The organism is Nocardia sp. CA-107356, assembly GCF_050946365.1.
Classification (GTDB): domain Bacteria; phylum Actinomycetota; class Actinomycetes; order Mycobacteriales; family Mycobacteriaceae; genus Nocardia.
The window spans coordinates 8,069,271-8,089,403 of the sequence record NZ_CP191992.1; the positions used below are offsets into that span (position 1 = coordinate 8,069,271).

Sequence of the window (20,133 nt, forward strand, 5' to 3'; positions counted from 1 at the left end):
GCGCGAGAGCGCACTGTGTCTTTGGTTCACTCGCTACGCTCGCTCACAGCGCGATCAAAAGTCCATCCGGAACACAATCACGCTGGCATTTCATGGAATTATTCGGCGCTCGCCGCAGTGGTCTCGGTGGACTCCGCCTCGTCGGCGGAATCCTCAGGGCCACCGAACATTTCGGCGGTGTCCACGGTGTTGCCGTCGGAGTCGATGACCTTCACCTGGCCGACGACACCGGCGAGCGCCTTACCGCGACGCACGTCGGCGAAGACCGCGCCGAGCTGACCCGCCTGCTGCACCTGCTGGATGAACTGTTCGGGCGAGAGGCCGTAGCGCTGCGCCTGGAACAGGATCCGCTCGGTGAGCTCCTCCTGGCCGACCTGGGTGTTGTCCGCCTCGGCGATGGCATCCAGCAGCAGCTGGGTCTTCACCGACTTCTCGGCGGACTCCTTGGTGTCCTTGTCGAACTCCTCGCGACTGGAACCCTGGGCCTCCAGCGCCTCGGCGAGCTTGGCTTCGTCGTGGTCGAACCCGTGCACCGCATCGTGCACCACGGCATCGATCTCGGCCTGCACGACCGCCTCCGGCAGCGGCACCTCGACCTGCTCCAGCAGGGTCTCGAGCACCTTGTCGCGGATCTGACCGGCCTGCTCGACCTTCTTGACGCGCTCGACCCGGTTGCGCAGGTCATCCTTCAGCTCGTCGAGGGTGTCGAATTCGCTGGCCAGCTGGGCGAAATCGTCATCGGCCTCGGGCAGCTCGCGCTCCTTGACCGAGCGCACGGTCACGGTGATGACCGCTTCCTTGCCCGCGTGCTCACCGGCGACCAGGGTCGAGGTGAACTCCTTGGACTCGTCGACCGACAGGCCGGTGAGCGCCTCGTCCAGGCCCTCGATCAGCTGGCCGGAGCCGACCTCGTGGGACAGGCCGGTGGTGGCGGCCTCTGGCACGTCCTCGCCGTCGACGGTGGCCGAGAGGTCGATGGAGACGAAGTCGCCGTCCTGGACCGCACGCTCGACACCGGTCAGGGTGCCGAAGCGCTGGCGCAGCGACTGCAGCTGCTCCTCGATGTCCTCGTCACCGATGGTGAACGAGTCGACGGTCACCTCGATGCCGTCGTAGGCGGGCAGGGCGATCTCCGGGCGCACGTCGACCTCGGCCGTGAACGCAAGCTCCTGGCCGTCCTCGATCTTGGTGATCTCGATCTCGGGCTGGCCGATGACCTTGACCTCGGAGGTGGTGACGGCCTCGCTGTAGCGACCGGGCAGCACGTCGTTGACGACCTGCTCCAGGATCGCGCCGCGGCCCAGGCGGGCCTCGATGAGCTTGGCCGGGGCCTTGCCCGGACGGAAGCCGGGGATGCGGACCTGGTTGGCCAGCGCCTTGTAGGCCTTGTCGAAGTCCGGCTTCAGCTCCTCGAAAGGCACCTCGACGTTGATCCGGACCCGGGTCGGGCTCAGCTGCTCGACGGTGCTCTTCACGGACATGCTCCTTGTTCGTTGGTTCTGGTCGACTTGCTAGGGGTGATCACGAGCCGAATCGCCACACGGCTCAACGTGCGTATCTCGACCAGGTTAGTTGACCGGTCGCGGCGGGCTGCAGGCAGCACCACCGCTGAGGACCGTTCGCTGTCGCTACTTGCCGACGGCGACCGCGTCGGTGACGAAGACCAGTGTCTCGTTGGGCTTGATGCCATTGCCACCTGCGCCGTAGCCGAGGTTCGGCGGGATGATCAGCAGCCGCCGCGCGCCCGCCTGCACACCGACCAGGCCCTGCTCCCAGCCCGGAATGACCTTTCCTTCGCCCAGCGTGAGCTGGAAGGGCTTGCCGCGGTCGAACGAGCTGTCCAGCTTCTTCTTATCCGACCAGGTGATCAGCGTGTAGTTCATGGTGAGTGGCTGACCCGCGACCGCGCCGGGACCGCTGCCCGCGACCAGATCCTTGACGACGAGCTGAGTCGGCGGGGTGCAGGTGTCCGGGATGGTGATCTTCGGAGTCGCACCGAAACCGCCGACCACTACGATGTCGTCGGCGGTGCATTCGGCTCCGGTGCTCTGCGCGGGCAACTGGCCGAAGGTGGGCTGTGCCGATGCCGGCGCGGCCGCGGACGTGGCCACCGACGACGTGGCCGCCGAGCCCTTGCCATCGTCGGAGCCACACGCGGCCAGCGCGAACGTCGCCGCGGCGATGGTGCCGATACCGATGATCCTGCGCAGTGTTTGCATGCGGCGGACCGTAATACACCGGGCCACACGCGTCCCAGCCACCCTGCGTCCGGGCCGCGGGAATCGTCGTCCGAGCGAGGACCGATGGCCCCGGCGCAGTGACATCCGGCACCAGACGGATCGACCGCGGGCGCGAGATCGTGAAGACCGATCACCGGCGCGATCCCTGGGTAGGCTGACGATGAATTCTCCAACCGGCGTTGTCGATTGCCATCGGCAACCGTGCAGACCCGACAGCGGTCCCGCCAGGTGCCGCTTCCGATGCCCGAGTGTGAGGAGAGTTGGCGTATGACGCAGATGGCCGGTGTCGGGGGCGATACCTCGGCCGACAATGTCGAGAGCAGTGGCGGTGCGACCGTCGCGCCGCGGGCGTATCGGCTCGCGGACGTCCCCGGGCCGCTCGAGCGCGCGGAACTGGAATCGCTCGACGCGTGGTGGCGGGCGGCGAACTATCTCGCGGTGGGCCAGATCTATCTCATGAGCAATCCGCTGCTGCGCGAACCGCTGGGGCCCGAACACATCAAACCGCGGCTGCTCGGACATTTCGGAACCGTACCCGGCCTGAATCTGGTCTGGGTGCATGCCAATCGGGCGATCCGGCAGCGCGATCTGAACGCCGTCTTCGTCGCCGGACCCGGGCACGGCGGCCCTGGGCCGAACGCCTGCGCCTGGCTCGAGGGCACCTATTCCGAGCTCTACAGCCATGTTCCGCAGGACGCCGACGGGATGGGTGCCCTGTTCGCGCAGTTTTCCTTCCCCGGTGGCGTGCCGAGTCACTGTGCACCGGAGACGCCGGGGTCCTTTCATGAAGGAGGTGAGCTCGGCTATTCGCTGCTGCACGCGTTCGGGGCGGCGCTGGACAATCCGGATCTGACGGTGTTCTGCGTAGTCGGCGACGGCGAGGCGGAGACCGGGCCGCTGGCCACCAGTTGGCATGCCAACAAATTCCTCAACCCCGCGCGCGATGGTGCGGTGCTGCCGATTCTGGCGCTGAATCAGTACAAAATCGCCAACCCGACGATTCTGGCGCGGATTCCGGAGTCGGAGTTGGTGGCATTGCTGCGCGGATACGGCTATGAGCCGGTGCTCGTCGCGGGCAACGATCCGGCGGCGGTACATCAGGCAATGGCGATCGCCGTGGATGATTGTTTGGACCGCATCGCGCGGATCCAGCAGACCGCGCGCGGCGGTACCGATGGCGCGCGCCCGAGTTGGCCGATGATCGTCTTGCGCACGCCGAAGGGGTGGACCTGTCCGCCGGTGGTCGATGGCGATCAGGTCGAGGGGACTTTCCGCGCACATCAGGTGCCACTGCCCGCGGCCCGCACCGATGACACGCACCGCGCCGTGCTCGAACAATGGCTGCGCTCCTATCGACCGGAGGAGTTGTTCGATGCGGCGGGTCGGCCGGTAGCCGCGCTGCGGGAGCTGGCGCCCCTTGGTGATCGGCGGCTCAGCGCGAACCCGATTGCCAACGGCGGCATGCTCGTTCGCGATCTCATGCTGCCCGACTGGCGTGATTACGGTGTCGCGGTAACCGCGCCGGGCGCGAGCTCGCACGAGGCGACCAGGGTGCTCGGCGGCTGGCTGCGCGATGTCACCGCGCGCAACCCGCACAACTTCCTCACCTTCGCGCCGGATGAGTTGGCCAGCAATCGTCTACAGGACATCCTCGAGGTGACCGGACGCGACTGGCAGGCCGAGATCGGCGAATTCGATCAGCGGCTCGATCGCACCGGGCGGGTGATCGAGGTGCTCTCCGAGCATATGTGCCAGGGGCTGCTCGAGGGATATCTGCTGACCGGCAGACATGGCGTGTTCACCTGCTACGAGGCGTTCATCCACATTGTCGACGCGATGTTCAACCAGCATGCCAAATGGTTGGACGCGAGCGCGGCGGTGCCGTGGCGGCGGCCGATCGCGAGCCTGAATTACCTACTGTCGTCACATGTTTGGCGGCAGGACCACAATGGGTTCACCCATCAGGATCCCGGATTCCTCGATGTAGTGCTGAACAAGAAGCCGTCGATCGTGCGGGTATATCTGCCGCCGGACGCGAATACGCTGCTCTCGACCTATGACCACTGTCTGCGGTCACGGCACTATGTCAATGTGGTGGTCGCGGGAAAACAGCCACAGGCGGACTGGCTTTCGGTCGCCGATGCCGCGGTGCACTGCGCGCGGGGCGCCGGAATCTGGGACTGGGCCGGGCAGAACGACGATCCCGGCACCACGCCCGATGTCGTACTCGCCTGCGCCGGTGATGTGCCCACGCTGGAAACGCTTGCGGCGGCGGCGATTCTGCGGGCACGACTGCCCGAACTGCGGATCCGGGTGGTGAATGTGGTCGATCTGATGCGGTTGCAGCCGCCGGACGAACATCCACATGGGTTGTCCGACAGCGAATTCGACACGCTGTTCACTCGCGACCGTCCGGTGATCTTCGCCTTCCACGGGTATCCGTGGCTGATCCACCGCCTCACCTATCGACGCGCCAACCACGATGGGCTGCATGTGCGCGGGTACAGGGAAAAGGGCACCACGACAACACCTTTCGACATGGTGATGCTCAACGACCTGGACCGGTACCACTTGGTGATGGACGTCATCGACCGGGTGCCCACGCTGCGGGAAAAGGCGGCGGGGTTGCGGCAGGAGATGGTCGACGCGCGGTGGAACGCACGCGTCTGGACCCGCGAACACGGCGAGGACATCCCGGCCGTCGCGGACTGGACGTGGCCGAACCTCAGCCTCTGAAACCTCCTTGCGTGCGGTCTGCGGCTCGGCGACGATCGCAAGATGCTGTTGACGATTACCTGCACACCGCCGCAGGGCGCGGCCTGGCCCGCGACCGATCTGGGCTTCCTGCTGCACAAGAATCCCGACCGGGTGCAGGCGTTCGAGCAGTCCTACGGCACCGCGCACGTGGTGTACCCGGAGGCCACGGCCGGGCGATGCACGGCGGCGCTGTTGTTGGAGATCGATCCGATTCGCTTGGTGCGCGGGCGTTCCCGCAGCACACCGGATTTCAGCCTCGGCCAGTATGTCAACGATCGGCCGTACGCGGCGTCGTCGCTGCTGTCGGTCGCGCTCGGCGCGGTATTCCGCACCGCCCTGCACGGCCGCTGCGACCAGCGACCCGAATTGGTGCGGACCGCGCTGCCGTTGCGGATCGCGCTGCCCGCGGTGCCCTGCAAGGGCGGACCGGAGGCGGCCGAGCGTGTCTTCGCGCCGCTCGGCTGGACCGTCATCGCCGAACCGCTCCCCCTCGATCCGGCCTTCCCGGAATGGGGCGATTCGCATTACGTGCGACTGGAACTCACCGGCACCATCCGGCTTGCCGACGCACTCGCGCACTTGTACGTCCTACTGCCGGTGCTGGACGGAGCCAAGCATTATTGGCTGGCCGCCGATGAGGTCGACAAGCTCATCCGTGCGGGCGCTGGCTGGCTCGCCGAGCACCCCGAGCGCGCGTGGATCACCCGGCGCTACCTGGCTCGACGCCAGTCACTGGTGCGCACCGCGCTGGCCCGGCTCGCCGAGGTCGACGATGTGGAGCCGGAGGATCTCGATGCGGTCGAGGAGGGATTCGATGAAGCGCTGGAAGCAGCTGACGACGTGGCCTTGTCCGACCAGGTGGGCACTGGCGAAGGTTCGGCGGATCAGCGGGGAGCAGGCTCTGAAACCGTCGATGCGCCTGGAGCTTTCGCGATAGCAGTCGATCGGCCGGTCACGGGATCCGACGCTGTGGTCGAGAACTCCGGGCTCGGCCTTGATGCGGTGGCCGTGACCGCATCGATCGGGGCTGCGGCGGCACAGTCCGCATCGACCGCAGCTGCGGCACAGTCCGCATCGGCAGACACCGCGTCGGCTGGGGCTGGGGCGGCAGACGAATCGGCGACCGAAGACGATGCGCCTGCGCCGTCGTTGGCCGTTATGCGGCGGGCCGCGGTCTTGGCCGCTCTACGGGAAGTCGGGGCGCATCGGGTGCTGGATCTGGGCTGCGGGGAGGGTGCACTGTTGCGGGAACTGCTGGCGGACAAGGCTTTTACCGAGGTTGTCGGTGTCGACGTATCGATGCGGGCATTGAATATCGCCAAGCGGCGGTTGCGGCTGGATCGGATGCCGGAGCGGGTGGCGCGGCGGTTGACATTACTGCAAGGGGCGTTGACCTATACCGATACACGGTTGCGTGGGTACGACGCGGCCGTGCTGATGGAGGTGGTCGAACATATCGACGAGCCGCGGTTGGGCGCACTCGAACACTCCGTATTCGCTGCGGCCGCACCGACTTCCGTGATCATGACGACGCCGAACGCCGAGCACAACGTGGTGTACGAGACGCTTCCGGCGGGCACGTTCCGGCATTCCGATCACCGGTTCGAATGGACCCGTACGGAATTCGCGGGCTGGGCGTCCCGGGTGGCCGACCGGTACGGGTACACGGTGCGCTTCGGGCCCGTCGGTGTCGAACATCCCGAATTCGGCCCGCCCACGCAGCTGGCGCTGTTCACCAAAGCCACGACGACCGATGCCACCGACGGCAGTACGAGAGGAGCCGCGTGATGACCGAACTAGCCGTCCCGGAACTTTCTCTGGTCGTGTTGATCGGCAGCACCGGTTCCGGAAAATCGACGTTCGCGCACAAGCACTTTCGGCACACCGCGATCGTCTCGTCGGATGCCTGCCGCGGCGTCGTCAGCGATGACGAGAACGACCAGTCCGCGACACCGGATGCCTTCGCACTGCTGCACCACATCGCCGGTATCCGGCTGCGGCGCGGGCTGCGCACCGTCATCGATGCCACCAATGTGCAGCCCAAGGCGCGGCAGGAACTGATCGCGGTGGCGCGGGCGCACGATGTGCTGCCGGTGGCGATCGTGCTCGATGTGCCCGATGACGTGTGCTGCGAACGCAATGCGCACCGCCCCGACCGGTCACACCTGGCCAGGCACGTGGTAACCAGGCAACAGCGCGAACTGCGCCGAGGTCTGCGCGGTCTGGAACGCGAAGGCTTCCGGAAGGTGTACATACTGCGCGGCGTCGAGGAGATCGCGTCCGCGACCATCGTCGATGAAAAGGCGTGGAACGATAGGCGTGAACTCACCGGACCGTTCGATGTGATCGGTGATGTGCACGGCTGCCGCGCCGAATTGGAAACGCTGCTCGGCGAACTCGGCTACGACCTGGTGCGTGACGATGCGGGCCGCGCGGTCGGCGCGAGTCACCCGGCCGGACGCACCGCGGTATTCGTCGGCGATCTGGTCGATCGTGGGCCGGATACCCCTGGTGTGCTCCGACTCGTCATGGGTATGGTGCGCGCGGGAACGGCATTGTGCGTTACCGGAAATCATGAGAACAAGCTGGTGCGCGCACTCGATGGCAAGACGGTGCGCATCGCACACGGACTCGCGGAGTCGCTGGCCCAACTGGAGGCCGAGGACGAGGATTTCCGCAAGGCGACGCTGGACTTCTGTCGCGGTCTGATCAGCCACTACGTCCTCGACGGCGGCCGGTTGGTTGTCGCGCATGCCGGACTCAAGCAGGAGTACCACGGACGGGCGTCGGGTCGGGTTCGCGCCTTCGCCATGTACGGCGAATCCACCGGGGAGACCGATGAATACGGCCTTCCGGTGCGTTATCCCTGGGCCGAGGACTACCGCGGCCGCGCGACCGTGCTGTACGGCCACACGCCGGTGACCGATCTGCGCTGGGTGAACAACACCCTGTGCCTGGATACCGGGGTCGTTTTCGGCGGCAAACTCTCGGCCCTGCGCTATCCGGAGCGCGTGCCGATCTCGGTGCCGGCCGAACGGGTGTGGTACGAGCCGGTGCGTCCGCTACAGGCCACCACCATCGCGACGGGCGCGGGTGTGGTGCACCGCGATCCCGGCGTCCTCGATCTCGACGATGTGCTCGGCCGCCGGGTGGTCGAAACCCGCCAGCACGGCCGGATCGGTGTACAGGAGGAGAACGCCGGCGCCGCCCTGGAGGTGATGAGCCGCTTCGCCATCGACCCGCGCTGGCTGGTGTACCTGCCGCCGACCATGGCGCCGTGTGCGACCACTCAGCTGGACGGCTACCTGGAACACCCTGCCGAGGCGTTCGCCTACTTCCGGTCCGAGGGAGTGCCGAAACTGGTGTGCGAGGAGAAGCACATGGGTTCGCGCGCAATGGTTCTCGTGACACGCTCGGCGCAGAGCGCGGCCGATCGATTCGGGGTCGACGACGGCAGCACCGGTGTGGTCTACACCCGCACCGGCCGCCCGTTCTTCGACGACACCGCGCAGACCGAGGAATTGCTGGCCCGTGTGCGCGCCGCAGCCGAAACAGCGGGGCTGTTCGACGAATTGAACACCGACTGGCTCCTGCTGGATACCGAGCTGATGCCATGGTCGGCCAAAGCCATTGGCCTGCTACGCAATCAGTACGCGGCGGTGGGTGCGGCGGCCCGAGCCTCGCTCGGCACCGCCACCGACCTGCTGACCGCCGTCGCGGCCCGCGGGCTGGACGTAGCCGATCTCATCGACCGGACCGCCGCCCGCAAGACCGATGCGGAGGCGTTCACCACGGCCTACGGCCGCTACTGCTGGCCGGTTGACGGCCTGGCCGGACTACGGCTCGCGCCCTTCCAGATCCTGGCCGGTGAAGGCGTCAATTACGCCGTGCGCGACCACGATTGGCATCTGTCACGCATCGACCGCATGGCTGCCGCCAATACTGACCTGTTCACTTCGACGGGTCGGATGATCGTCGATCCGACCCAGCCGGACAGCGAGTCCGCCGCCACCACCTGGTGGACCGAGCTGACCACAGCGGGCGGCGAGGGCATGGTTGTCAAACCGTACGACGCGATGGTCCGCGGTGCCGCCGAGGGCGATCGCCTGGTCCAGCCCGGCGTGAAATGCCGCGGTCCCGAGTACCTCCGGATCATCTATGGCCCGGAGTACATGCGCGACAACAACTTACGCAGGCTGCGTACTCGTGGCCTGGGCCGCAAGCGCTCGATGGCCCTGCGCGAGTACGCACTGGGCCTGGAGTCACTGGATCGCTTCGTCGCGGGCGAACCGCTCTGGCGCGTACACGAGGCCGTCTTCGCGATCCTCGCCCTCGAATCCGAACCGGTGGACCCGCGCCTCTAACGGTTACCGCATCGCCCAGTGGTCGCATGCGGGGTGACGGGTGGGCGCTGCGTCGTCACGGCACGACCACCCGGCCGTTGGCCGATCCCTCGATCAGCGCCACACGTGGCCACCGCGCCGCACTCGACGTCCTACGCACCTCGAACCGACTGTGGACCTATCTCAGCCCGGCCGAGCTGATCGCCCCCGGCGAACGCACCGGCCGCTACCGGATCGGCGGCGACCAGCCGGTCCGCGACACCGATGGCCACAGCCGCATCTCGATCGAGGACGCCGCCGTCGCCCTGCTCGACGAGGTCGAGGTGCCGCGATTCATCCAGCGCCGCTTCACCATCGGCTACTAGCTAGCCGCCGAACCTCTCTCGATGGTCAGCGATGTATTGCTCGACCGCGACCGGGGGCTCACCCGTCACTTGTTCGACGTCATCGGTGATGCGGTTGTACCGGTCGGCGCGGTGCAGCCGCGCCATGGTGGCGATGTGCTGCTCGACGTGTGACGGAAGGCCCACAGGTTTCAAGACCTGCTCGAGCCAGTCGTCGTAGGGCACGTCGACTGCCGTCACCGGAAACTGCAGCGCCCGGGAGTAGCTTCGGGCCAGGCCGTCGACGTCGAGGATCTGCGGCCCCGTCAGCTCGTAAACATGGCGCTGATGATCCTGTGGTGCGCGAAGGATCGTGGCTACTACGCGGGCGACGTCGCTGGCGGCGATGGGCGAGGTCCGGCCGTCGCCGAAGGGCAGCACCAGGGCGTGGCGGTCGCGGACCGAGGCTGCGCCGAGGAACGTGAAAAGCGGGTTGTCGATGAACACCGTGGGCCGCACGTGGGTGACGGGCAGGCCCGACCAATCCATCACTTCTTCGGTCAGCCAGTGCAACCACTGCTGGTGTGACTCGTCGGTGCTGGTCAACGTCATTTGGGAGACCGTCATCTGCGACATGTTCACGATGGTCTCGAGTCCGCCCTGTTCACGTCCGGCGGCGCAGACGATGGCCGCGGCCTTCAGATAGGACTCCGAGACACTCATGTTGAAGAACATCCGCTGCACGCCCTCCATCGCGGAGACCACGTCTCGGGGCTCGGTGAGGTCGCCGACCACCACTTGCGCGCCAAGTGCGCGCACCGCGTCGGCCCGGTCGTCCTGCCGGTGGACCATGGCCCGAACGCTCGCGCCATCCCGGATAAGTAGTTCGACCACCGAATGGCTCACCCCGCCGGTGCCGCCACCAGCGCCGGTGACCAGATAGTCGAAGTCGCCCATCATGTCCTCCGCGTCGATAAGCGACCCCGGTCATCAGAATGACAGCCTCGATCCGCTGAGCCGAGTATTCGCAGCTGTACCCGACTCCCACGCACCGTGCGCCCGCTCCGGGTCGATGGCACCGGACTATGTCCGTAGGAACGCCAACAGATCAGCGTTGATGGTGTCGGCATGCGTGGTGGGCATTCCGTGCGGAAAGCCCTGGTATGTCTTCAGTGTCCCGTTCCGCAGCAGCTTCGCGGACTTCGGACCGGCAGCGACGTAGGGCACGATCTGGTCGTCTTCGCTGTGCATCACGAGGACCGGCACGGTGATTTTCTGGAGGTCCTCGGTGAAATCGGTTTGGGAGAACGCCACAATGCCGTCGTAATGGGCCTTGGCGCCACCCATCATGCCCTGGCGCCACCAGTTTTCGATGATGGCCTCCGAGGACTCCACACCCGGGCGGTTGAACCCGTAGAACGGTCCCGAGGGCAGTGCGCGGTAGAACACCGAGCGGTTGGCGGCGAGTTGGTTCTGAAGATCGTCGAAAACGTCTTTGGGCAGGCCGTCCGGGTTGGCGTCGGTCTTGACCATCAACGGTGGCACTGCGCTGATGAGCGCGGCTTTGAACACCCGGCTCTCGCCGTGGCGCGCCAGGTAGCGCACCACTTCGCCGCCGCCGGTGGAGTGCCCGACATGGATGGCGTCTTCGAGATCGAGGTGGGATGTCAACGCCGCGAGGTCGTCAGCGTAGTGGTCCATATCGTGGCCGTCGCCGGTCTGGGTGGATCGTCCGTGCCCGCGGCGGTCGTGGGCGATCACGCGGTAGCCCTGCTGCAGGAAGAACAGCATCTGGTTGTCCCAGTCGTCGGCGGACAGTGGCCAGCCGTGGCTGAAGACGATCGGCTGACCGCTGCCCCAGTCCTTATAGAAGATCTCGGTGCCGTCAGTAGTCGTAATCGCGCCCATGTCGTGCCTTTCTTTTGGGGATCGGCTCTGCACATCGACTAGCGGGTCCACGAGTTCTCGCGAGCAACGATAAACGAGTCGGCCCGCGTGAACTGGAAGTTCGGCAGATCGTCGAGGCGGGCGCTAGCTGCCGGTGGAGTCGGTCAGCAAGTCGAGAGCGATGTCGACGATGAGGTCTTCCTGCCCACCGACCAGGCCCCGACGTCCCACTTCGAGCAGGATGGTGCGGACGTCGATGCCGTAGCGCTGCGATGCGGCTTCGGCATGGCGCAGGAACGACGAGTAGACCCCCGCGTATCCGAGAGTGAGGGTTTCCCGATCCACGCGCACCGGGCGGTCCTGCAGGGGGCGCACCAGGTCATCGGCCGCGTCTTGCAGGGCGAACAGATCACAGTTGTGCTTCCAACCGTACAAGTCGGCGACGGCGACGAAGGGTTCGATCGGGCAGTTACCCGCGCCGGCGCCGTGACCGGCAAGCGAGGCGTCGACCCTGGTGACACCTTCTTCGACGGCGACAACGGAATTGGCCACCGACAGCGAAAGATTCTCGTGCGCGTGGATGCCGATCTCAGTGCCCGGATCGAGAACCTGACGGTATGCGCGAACCCGGTCGCGGACGCCGTCCAGGGTCAACCGCCCACCGGAGTCGGTGACGTAGACGCATTGCGCCCCATACGATTCCATCAGCTTGGCTTGTTCGGCGAGACGGGCCGGTTCGGCCATATGCGACATCATCAGAAATCCGGAGACGTCCATGCCGAGTTCCCGTGCGGTGGCGATGTGCTGGGCGGACACATCGGCCTCGGTGCAGTGGGTGGCCACGCGCACCGACCGGACTCCCAGCCGATAGGCCTGCTCGAGTTCTTTGATGGTGCCGATGCCGGGCAACAACAGTGTGGTCAACCGAGCATGCGTGAGATTCGCGGCAGCGGCTTCGATCCATTCCCAGTCGGTGTTGCTGCCCGGGCCATAGTTCAAGCTCCCCCCGGCGAGTCCGTCACCGTGGGCGACCTCGATGCCGTCGACACCGGCGGCATCGAGTGCCGCCACGATCCGTCCGACGTCGTCCGGAGTGATGCGGTGGCGCACCGCGTGCATGCCATCACGGAGTGTGACGTCTTGGATGAACAGCTGCATCGTCATCGGAGTGCTTCCTGTCCTGCCGGTGCGGCGGCGATCGTGTCGGCGATGGATTCGGCGTAGCGCAGGGCCGCCGAGGTCATGATGTCGAGGTTGCCGGCGTAGGCCGGAAGGTAGTGGGCAGCGCCTTCGACTTCGAGGAACACCGTCACCTGATGAGTGGGAGCAGCCGCCGCGTCCATGGTGAGCAGTGTCCGCACCGGTTGGTCCTGCGGCACGGCGGTGATCTGGACTTGTTGCTTGAGGCGGTAGCCGGGCACGTAGGTGGCCACCTGCGCGATCATTCGTTCGACCGATTCCCGAATCGCCCGGTGGGTGGCGGAGTCCGGTGCGGTGGTCAGGCACAGCACCGTATCGCGCATGATCAGCGGCGGGTCCGCCGGATTGAGGATGATGATGGCCTTGCCACGTTGGGCGCCGCCGACCGTTTCGATCGCGTGCGCGGTGGTCTCGGTGAACTCGTCGATGTTGGCGCGGGTGCCCGGTCCTGCGGATTTCGAGGCGATGGACGCGACGATCTCGGCGTAGGCGACCGGTGCGACGCGCGAGATGGCGGCGACGATCGGGATAGTGGCCTGCCCGCCGCAGGTGACCATATTGACATTGCGGGCGTCACGATGTTCGTCGAGATTCACCGCCGGTACTACGAACGGACCGAGGGCGGCCGGTGTCAGGTCGACCAGGCGTTTGCCGAGCGGTTCGAGCAGCGCGGCGTGGGTGGCGTGCGCCTTGGCGGAGGTTGCGTCGAAGACCAAGCCGATCTCGTCGAAGTTCGGCAGCTCCAGCAGGCCCTGGACACCGTCGGCCGTGGTGGGGACGCCGAGCCGGCGGGCCCGGGCGAGGCCGTCGGACTCGGGGTCGATGCCGACCATCGCGCCCATCGCCAGCACGTTCGAGTGTCGGATCACCTTGATCATCAGGTCGGTGCCGATGTTGCCCGATCCGATCACCGCGACTTTGAGTTTGGTGGGGCTGTTGTCCATAGGTTTCACTCCTGAATGAAGGCTGCGGTCACTGAGCCGAGCCCGGTGATGTCCGCGGTCGCGGTGCCGGGGGCCTCGATCGCGGCCATCGGTCCGAGGGCTCCGGACAGAACTATCTGACCGGCGCGCAGTGGCTGCCCGAACTCCCGTGTCGTACGTGCCAGCCAGGCCAGCGCGTGCAGTGGATCGCCGAGACAGGCTGCTCCGGTTCCAGTGGATACACAGCGGCCGTCGATCGACATCTGCATCTGCGCCGAAACGGGGTCGAAGCCATCAAGGGTGCGGCGCTCGGTGCCGAGTACGAATAGGCCGCTGGAGGCGTTGTCGGCGACGGTGTCGCCGAAGGTGATGTCCCAGCCGGCGATGCGGCTGTCGACGATCTCGAGTGCGGCCACCGCATAGTCGACTGCGCCGCGAACTTGCTCGTCGTCGAGCGGACCCTCGACCAGGTCCTGGGCGAGCACGAACGCGATCTCGGCTTCGACCTTCGGTTGCAGCAGCCGGCTCAGAGGTACGGGCGTGTCCTGGTTGTACTGCATGTCGTCGAACAACACTCCGAAATCCGGCTGGTCGACGCCGAGCTGCCGCTGCACCGCCGGGGAGGTCAGGCCGATCTTGCGGCCGACGACCGTGGCGCCCGCGGTAATGCGCTCAGCGGTCAGCCACTCCTGTACCGCGTAGGCAGCGGCCACGTCGTCGGCGCCGATCAGATCCCGTACGGGGACACACGGTGTGCCGGAGCGGGCGGCCGCGCTGAGCAGGTTCGCGGCGGCGATCGTGGCGGTGTCCGCGGCTGCGGAAGGTCGGTCAAGACCTGGAGGTGTTGGCATCTGGGGTCCCGGAAGTCGTTTGCGGAAAGTGAGGCAGTGGCTCTCACTGTCGCCGCCGGAGTAACGGACCCGCCAGTATTTTGTTCCACTGAGCCGAACGCCGCCCAGTAGAGTGAACGGGGCCCGAATGGCTGGAGGTCGGCGATGTCATCTGCGTTTCCTGGTCGTGCAGTAGACCACTCGACCGTGTTGGGCAAGATCATGGCGGTGCTCGAGTCGTTCTCGATCGATGACACCGCGTTGAGCCTGGCCGAGATCGGGCGGCGTACCGGCATTCCGAAGGGAACCTTGCATCGGGTCCTGTCCGACATGGTGACGGTGCGGTTGCTGGACCGGACCGAGGCCGGCTATCGGCTCGGCGGGTACCTGTTCGAGCTGGGTATGCGCGCATCGATCGAGCGGAGTTTGCTCGAGGTGGCCATCCCGTTCCTGGAAGAGTTGAACGCGCGCATTCACGAGACAGTGCATCTCGGCGTCCTGGACGGCACGGACGTGGTGTATCTGACCAAGATCGGCGGACGTCGACAGGCGAGCGCCCCCTCGCGGATCGGGGGCCGTATGCCGGTGCACTGCACGGCCATCGGCAAGGTGCTGCTGGCCCACGCCGATGCGGCGCTCCGTAACCAGGTACTGACCGGCCCGCTGCGCCGCTACACCCCACGCACGATGATCCTGCCGGGCCCGCTGCGCAACCAGCTCGATCGGATCGCGGCCGAAGGCGTGGGGTACGAATTCGAAGAATCGGCTCCCGGCCTCGTGTGCGTAGCCGCCCCGGTCCGTGAGGCGGACAAGGTGGTAGCCGCGATCAGTGTGGCCGGCCCGTCCCACCGGTTCCACCCCGAAACCCACGCCGCGTCGGTCCGCGCGGCCGCCGAGGGGATCGGACTCACCCTGACCCGGCGAGCCCGACTGTTCAGCACGCCTACCTCCTGAAGGGGCGGGGCCGACTGACCCAGTCCGACTGGCGCATACCGCGTGGCGTCGTCACACAGGTTGCAACCTCGTGCGGCGCTCACGCGGTCTGCGATAGCTCGGATCCGTCAGCGCTCAGGTCAGCCGCGCGGCCAATCTGGCGGCGTTCATGTGGGCGATGGCCTCGATGCTCAGCATCGGGTTGACCCCGGAGGCGGTCGGGAAGCAGGAGCCGTCGGCGACGACGACATTCGGCACGTCCCAGACCGCGCCGTCCGGGTCGGTGGCCGAATCGGCGCGCGCGCCGCCCATGCGGGCCGAGCCCATGATGTGCAGCGCACCCATCGCACAGCGGCCGGGATCGTAACCGGCACGCAGGCATTCGGCGACGAAGGTGTCGTGGGAGCCCTCGATACCGGGTTCGTAGACCGGGCCGAACTGATGTCCGGAGAAGATCCGGCGCGCCCCAGCTGCTTCCAGAATCCGTGCCGCGCCATCGATTCCGGCGTGCATATGGGCCTGGTCGTAGCCGGACAGACGATAGCGGACCACCGCGTCGCCCGCGCGGTCGATCGATACCGTGCCGTGGTCGCGATCTCGGGTTATGACGCCGACAGCGACGGTATGCGCGAGATTGTGCATGATCGCCCGATGCTGCGCCGCGCTGGTCCAGTTGAGGAAGCCGACCGTCATACCCGGTGTCAGCGGCCCGGTCTCGTAGATCACGCCGTAGCCGTGGCCGTCGAGGTCACGGTGCTCGGCGGAGTAGCGGGTCTGCAGACCGCCCTCCCAGGGGCGGATCTCCTCATCGAAGGTGCCGAAGACCGCGGTGGCGGGATGCAGTCGCAGGTAGCGGCCGATGTTCTGACCGGATATCCCGGAGCGGCGCAGCAGCGCGGGCGTGTGGATCGCGCCCGCGGCGACGACCACCGCACGGGCCCGGATAGTGACCGAGTCGCCTTCCGGCGTCACCGCCGCGACGCCGCTCGCGCTGCCGTCGCGCAGCGTGATCGTGCGGACCTCGGTATCGATCAACAGCCGGGCACCGTGCTCGGCGGCATCGGCGAGCCAGGTCTTGGTCACCGACTGCTTCGCGCCGATCCGGCAGCCGAAACCACAACGGCCGCATTCGATTCCGGCATCACAGCCGCGCACGTTCCGCGGCATCGCATCGACATGCCAATCCAGTTCGCGCAGACCGCGTTCCAGGACGGTATCGCGGCCGGAGGCATCGGAGTGCTTACCGTTGACGCCGAGTCGCGCCTCGACCGCGTCCAGCGCTTCGGTGTACTCATCGGCCGCGAATTGTTTGGCGCCCAAGCTCGCCCACTCCTCGCGCACATCTTCGGGTGTGCGAAAGGACGTGGTCCAGTTGACCACCGTGCCGCCGCCCAGACACGATCCCGCGACGAGGCCGAGCTGACCCTCCTGTGTGGTCGCCGGACCCGGGGAATACAGATTCAGCAGTCCGGTGAGCTCGCCGGTCCCGAAATCCGCGTCGTCGTAGTAGCCGCCGCGTTCGACGACCACGACGTCCAATCCGGCCGCTGCGAGCACCGCCGCCGCCGTGCCGCCGCCCGCACCGGACCCGACAACCACCACATCGCAGTCGAGTGTCATATCGCCGGTCGGGCGCAGCGGGGCCAACGCGGGCCGTGGCGCATCCGGCAGCGCGCCGAACGGACCGGGAAAACCCATCTGCCGCCAGGCCGGATTGCTACCCGTCGACCCGGGTGTCGCGTAGTACGCCGTTAATGCCGCACCCTTGAGCGCCTGAAAGACCGCACGCTTGCGCGCCAGCCGGGAGTTCCCGAGCCGCCACAACGCCTGCTCACGATCGGCCTGTGTGAGATCGGCGAATCTGCGCGGCCCCGCCCCGATCAGCACCCCGAGCGCGCGGGAATTCCACACGCGCAGCAGGGTTTCGAAGGCGCGGCGCTCGGCGACACTCGGATTGCGTGCCAGCAGCTGCTCGACGGCGTCCACGGCGCCGAGCCGCGACGCGGACGGCAGCTCCGACCCGTCCCCCGGCGCGAATGTATCGCAGATGAGGCCGAGCGTCGCGCGCTGGGCGAGGGTCAGGGACATGAGTCTCCTCCGGGACACAGCTCCAGAACGGTTAGTAACTTAACCTACCCGTGCTGCCCCGTCGGCGCGCCTCATCTGTGCAGAATGATCAGAAACAGCACCTTCTGCAGCATGTCCAATGCCCGGCCGACCGCGAGCACGGTATCCACGAAATCTGCGCTGCCCATCGCAGCCCTCTTTCCTCGGGCGGACGAGCCCCGATCCCTCAGTGTCGCAGCCACTGCAGGGGCATGTCCACGACGGCGAGTTCAGATGGCGGCGAAAAGGATTCGGAACGTGGTACCCGCGCCGGGCGTGCGCAACAGCTGGATCCGAGCACCATGCGCACCGAGGATCGCATCGGCAATGGCTAGTCCGAGCCCCGAACCACCAGTACGGGAACGTGATTCGGCCGCCCGGTAGAAGCGGTCGAAGATGCGCGGCGCGTTTTCCGCCGCGATGCCAGGACCATCGTCATGGACATCGAGCACGGCGAATTCGGCTGCCGCGGGCGGTGCCGCGCCCGCCTCGGCGGCCACCGGATCGGCCAGCGTATCCGCGGCTCGGATCCCGACGGCGACGGTGACCGATGCCTCGGATGGCGTGTGTACCAGCGCATTATTGACCAGATTCGTCACGACCTGCCGCAATCGGTGCTCGTCACCGACAACCCGAACCCTCGCGTCCGGACTCTCGAGTCCGATGTCGCGGTCCGGCGCCCGCGTTGCCGCATCGCCCACCACATCCGCTGCGAGCGCCACCAGATCGACCTCCGCCAGATCCAGCGCACGCTCCTGGTCGAACTTCGCGAGCAGCAGGAGATCATCGACGAGCAGCCCCATCCGGATCGCCTCGCCCTCGATCCGGCGCATCATCTCCCGCACGCCCGCCTCGTCCTGCGCGCCGCCGCGCCGATACAGCTCGGCGTATCCGCGCACCGAGGTCAGCGGGGTGCGCAGTTCATGGGATGCATCGGCGACGAACGCCCGCATCCGCCGCTCGGAATCCGCGAGTTGGCGCAGCGCCGAGGACAACCGGGTGACCATCACGTTGAATGCGGTGCCGAGCCGGCCCACCTCGGTATGCGGATCGGTCTGTGCGACACGGCGATCCAGATCCCCGCCGGCGATCGCCTCGGCCGTGTGCTCGATCCGGGTCAGCGGCCGCAATCCGAGCCGGACCAGCACCGCCGCGATCACCGAGATGGCGATCAGCAGCGTCGCGCCCGCCGCCAGCTCGATGGTGCGCAGTTTGCCGGTGGTCGCCTCGGTGGTCGCCAGTGACATCGCGACCGCGGCGGTGCCGCCGTTGGGCTGCCATTCGGTGGCCGGCTGTACGACAGTGCGCACCCGCCACCGAATATCGCTCTTCTGGTCGCCGACCGTAAAAGCGGTATTCGCCCTGGCGCGCACCGAGGCCGCGTCCATCGACGGCAATGCCGGTACCGTACTCAACTCGACCGGCGCACCGAGCCTGCCGATCGGTTGACCATCGACATCGAAGAACATGAGCCGAAAGTCCGAGGGCAACTGCTCGTACTCCGGGGCGGCGGACGGCGGTGGCGGCGGTGGCCGCTTGGTCGAGGTCATATCGCTGGCAACATGATTCAGCTGATCATCCACCCGGTCGAGCAGTGCGCGATCCAACATCGCGATACTGAGCACCCCGAAGGCCGCCATCCCGATCCCGGCGATCGCGACCAGGACCAACAGCAGCCTGGTGCGCAATGTCGATCGGCGCCGATCCCAGATTCGGCGGGCCGTCACGAGCGCGCGCCACCGAGCCGCACGGTGTAGCCGACACCGCGAATCGTGTGGATCAGCGGCGGATTCCGGGCATCGACCTTGCGCCGGAGCTGGCTGATGAAGGTCTCGACGACCCGACCGTCACGCCCGGTCTCCGCACTCCACACCCGATCGATGATCTGCTGTTTGCTGAGCACCTTCTCCGCGTTGACGACCAGATACTGCAACAGGCTGAATTCGGTGGCCGACAACCAGATCTCTTCGCCCGCACGGTGTGCCGTATGCGCATCGACGTCCAACTCCAGATCCGCGTACCTGAGCACACTGTCGTCGGATTCCGTGCCCTGGGTGCGACGCAGAATCGCGCGCAGCCGCAGCACGACCTCCTCGAGACTGAACGGTTTGCTGACATAATCGTCGCCACCGGCGGCCAGCCCGGCGATCCGATCCTCGACCGCATCCCGGGACGTCAAGAACAACACCGGAACCTGATCGCCGGACTCCCGCAGCCGCCGTGCCACCGCATAGCCGTCCAGATCCGGCAGCATCACATCCAGCACGACGATGTCGGGTGGATGTGCCGCCGCCGCGGCCAACGCCCCGAGTCCACTGTCCGCGGTGTGCACGTCGAATCCGCTCATCCGCAACGCGGCGGAGAGCAGGTCGAGAATGTTCGGCTCATCGTCGACGACCAGCACGCTCGCGGCCGGAGCCGTGTCAAGGTCGGGCACGGCTACACACTATGCCGAACTCCTCGCCACACCGTCGAGACGATCACCGTGGGGCCGGCATCGGACGAATTTCGCCCCGAGATCTCTCCGAACCCGCATCTTCAGCTACGTTTCGGCATCGCGCCAGCACGTTGTGCGGCTACCCCTGGTTCGG

Annotated in this window: 15 protein-coding genes; 5 read left to right on the top strand and 10 right to left on the bottom strand. The window is 66.8% G+C overall.

The annotated features are described in order from the left end of the window. Positions 1–98 precede the first annotated feature (98 nt). A complete protein-coding gene (tig, locus tag ACQP1G_RS36435; RefSeq protein WP_433194214.1) occupies positions 99–1,475 on the bottom strand; it encodes a trigger factor in 1,377 nt (458 codons plus the stop codon). Between the two features lie 153 nt (positions 1,476–1,628). After that, positions 1,629–2,219, bottom strand: coding sequence for an FKBP-type peptidyl-prolyl cis-trans isomerase (locus tag ACQP1G_RS36440; protein ID WP_433194215.1), 591 nt, complete (start codon positions 2,217–2,219; stop codon positions 1,629–1,631). Between the two features lie 288 nt (positions 2,220–2,507). Here ACQP1G_RS36440 and ACQP1G_RS36445 point away from each other — a divergent pair, with 288 nt between their 5' ends. The 4 genes from ACQP1G_RS36445 to ACQP1G_RS36460 are packed head-to-tail and all read left to right on the top strand — an operon-like array spanning position 2,508 to position 9,705. Further along, positions 2,508–4,976, top strand: coding sequence for a phosphoketolase family protein (locus ACQP1G_RS36445; protein ID WP_433194216.1), 2,469 nt, complete (start codon positions 2,508–2,510; stop codon positions 4,974–4,976). A gap of 42 nt (positions 4,977–5,018) precedes the next feature. Next, a complete protein-coding gene (locus tag ACQP1G_RS36450) occupies positions 5,019–6,785 on the top strand; it encodes a 3' terminal RNA ribose 2'-O-methyltransferase Hen1 (RefSeq protein WP_433194217.1) in 1,767 nt (588 codons plus the stop codon). Further along, positions 6,785–9,361, top strand: a complete 2,577-nt coding sequence (locus ACQP1G_RS36455) for a polynucleotide kinase-phosphatase (RefSeq protein WP_433194218.1) — start codon at positions 6,785–6,787, stop codon at positions 9,359–9,361. Before ACQP1G_RS36450 ends, ACQP1G_RS36455 begins: the two co-directional genes overlap by 1 nt. 26 nt (positions 9,362–9,387) lie before the next feature. Beyond that, complete coding sequence (locus tag ACQP1G_RS36460) at positions 9,388–9,705, top strand: NAD(P)-dependent oxidoreductase (RefSeq protein ID WP_433194219.1); 318 nt, start codon at positions 9,388–9,390, stop codon at positions 9,703–9,705. On the opposite strand, the gene ACQP1G_RS36465 is transcribed toward ACQP1G_RS36460, so the two are convergent. The 5 genes from ACQP1G_RS36465 to ACQP1G_RS36485 form a co-directional block, all read right to left on the bottom strand. Further along, positions 9,706–10,623: an NAD(P)H-binding protein gene (locus ACQP1G_RS36465; RefSeq protein WP_433194220.1), complete on the bottom strand. Its 918-nt coding sequence runs from the start codon at positions 10,621–10,623 to the stop codon at positions 9,706–9,708. A 123-nt stretch (positions 10,624–10,746) separates the two neighbouring features. Then, positions 10,747–11,571 (bottom strand): alpha/beta fold hydrolase, encoded by an 825-nt coding sequence (locus ACQP1G_RS36470; RefSeq protein WP_433194221.1) that lies wholly within the window; start codon positions 11,569–11,571, stop codon positions 10,747–10,749. A gap of 123 nt (positions 11,572–11,694) precedes the next feature. After that, positions 11,695–12,714 (bottom strand): 4-hydroxy-2-oxovalerate aldolase, encoded by a 1,020-nt coding sequence (gene dmpG / locus ACQP1G_RS36475; RefSeq protein ID WP_433194222.1) that lies wholly within the window; start codon positions 12,712–12,714, stop codon positions 11,695–11,697. After that, positions 12,711–13,694 (bottom strand): acetaldehyde dehydrogenase (acetylating), encoded by a 984-nt coding sequence (locus tag ACQP1G_RS36480; protein ID WP_433194223.1) that lies wholly within the window; start codon positions 13,692–13,694, stop codon positions 12,711–12,713. Before ACQP1G_RS36480 ends, dmpG begins: the two co-directional genes overlap by 4 nt. A gap of 5 nt (positions 13,695–13,699) precedes the next feature. Continuing rightward, on the bottom strand, positions 13,700–14,524 hold the full coding sequence (locus ACQP1G_RS36485; RefSeq protein WP_433194224.1) for a 2-keto-4-pentenoate hydratase: 825 nt from the start codon (positions 14,522–14,524) through the stop codon (positions 13,700–13,702). A 144-nt stretch (positions 14,525–14,668) separates the two neighbouring features. Between ACQP1G_RS36485 and ACQP1G_RS36490 the strand changes: the two genes are divergently transcribed. Beyond that, complete coding sequence (locus ACQP1G_RS36490; RefSeq protein WP_433194225.1) at positions 14,669–15,457, top strand: IclR family transcriptional regulator; 789 nt, start codon at positions 14,669–14,671, stop codon at positions 15,455–15,457. 114 nt (positions 15,458–15,571) lie between these two features. Here ACQP1G_RS36490 and ACQP1G_RS36495 read toward each other — a convergent pair whose 3' ends face one another. The 3 genes from ACQP1G_RS36495 to ACQP1G_RS36505 form a co-directional block, all read right to left on the bottom strand. Next, the gene (locus ACQP1G_RS36495) at positions 15,572–17,524 is read right to left on the bottom strand and encodes an FAD-dependent oxidoreductase (RefSeq protein WP_433194226.1); all 1,953 of its coding nucleotides are present in this window, start codon (positions 17,522–17,524) and stop codon (positions 15,572–15,574) included. A gap of 248 nt (positions 17,525–17,772) precedes the next feature. Further along, positions 17,773–19,269, bottom strand: coding sequence for a sensor histidine kinase (locus ACQP1G_RS36500; RefSeq protein ID WP_433194227.1), 1,497 nt, complete (start codon positions 19,267–19,269; stop codon positions 17,773–17,775). Beyond that, complete coding sequence (locus ACQP1G_RS36505; RefSeq protein ID WP_433194228.1) at positions 19,266–19,979, bottom strand: response regulator transcription factor; 714 nt, start codon at positions 19,977–19,979, stop codon at positions 19,266–19,268. The genes ACQP1G_RS36500 and ACQP1G_RS36505 overlap by 4 nt, the downstream gene beginning before the upstream one ends. Between the last annotated feature and the right edge of the window lie 154 nt (positions 19,980–20,133).

What these genes read in the sequence shown, in the direction of transcription:
- ACQP1G_RS36440 (WP_433194215.1), bottom strand. Translation starts at nt 2,219, where the DNA reads ATGCAAACACTGCGCAGGATCATCGGTATCGGCACCATCGCCGCGGCG.
- ACQP1G_RS36445 (WP_433194216.1), top strand. Translation starts at nt 2,508, where the DNA reads ATGACGCAGATGGCCGGTGTCGGGGGCGATACCTCGGCCGACAATGTC.
- ACQP1G_RS36450 (WP_433194217.1), top strand. Translation starts at nt 5,019, where the DNA reads ATGCTGTTGACGATTACCTGCACACCGCCGCAGGGCGCGGCCTGGCCC.
- ACQP1G_RS36455 (WP_433194218.1), top strand. Translation starts at nt 6,785, where the DNA reads ATGACCGAACTAGCCGTCCCGGAACTTTCTCTGGTCGTGTTGATCGGC.
- ACQP1G_RS36460 (WP_433194219.1), top strand. Translation starts at nt 9,388, where the DNA reads ATGCGGGGTGACGGGTGGGCGCTGCGTCGTCACGGCACGACCACCCGG.
- ACQP1G_RS36465 (WP_433194220.1), bottom strand. Translation starts at nt 10,623, where the DNA reads ATGATGGGCGACTTCGACTATCTGGTCACCGGCGCTGGTGGCGGCACC.
- ACQP1G_RS36470 (WP_433194221.1), bottom strand. Translation starts at nt 11,571, where the DNA reads ATGGGCGCGATTACGACTACTGACGGCACCGAGATCTTCTATAAGGAC.
- dmpG (WP_433194222.1), bottom strand. Translation starts at nt 12,714, where the DNA reads ATGACGATGCAGCTGTTCATCCAAGACGTCACACTCCGTGATGGCATG.
- ACQP1G_RS36480 (WP_433194223.1), bottom strand. Translation starts at nt 13,694, where the DNA reads ATGGACAACAGCCCCACCAAACTCAAAGTCGCGGTGATCGGATCGGGC.
- ACQP1G_RS36485 (WP_433194224.1), bottom strand. Translation starts at nt 14,524, where the DNA reads ATGCCAACACCTCCAGGTCTTGACCGACCTTCCGCAGCCGCGGACACC.
- ACQP1G_RS36490 (WP_433194225.1), top strand. Translation starts at nt 14,669, where the DNA reads ATGTCATCTGCGTTTCCTGGTCGTGCAGTAGACCACTCGACCGTGTTG.
- ACQP1G_RS36495 (WP_433194226.1), bottom strand. Translation starts at nt 17,524, where the DNA reads ATGTCCCTGACCCTCGCCCAGCGCGCGACGCTCGGCCTCATCTGCGAT.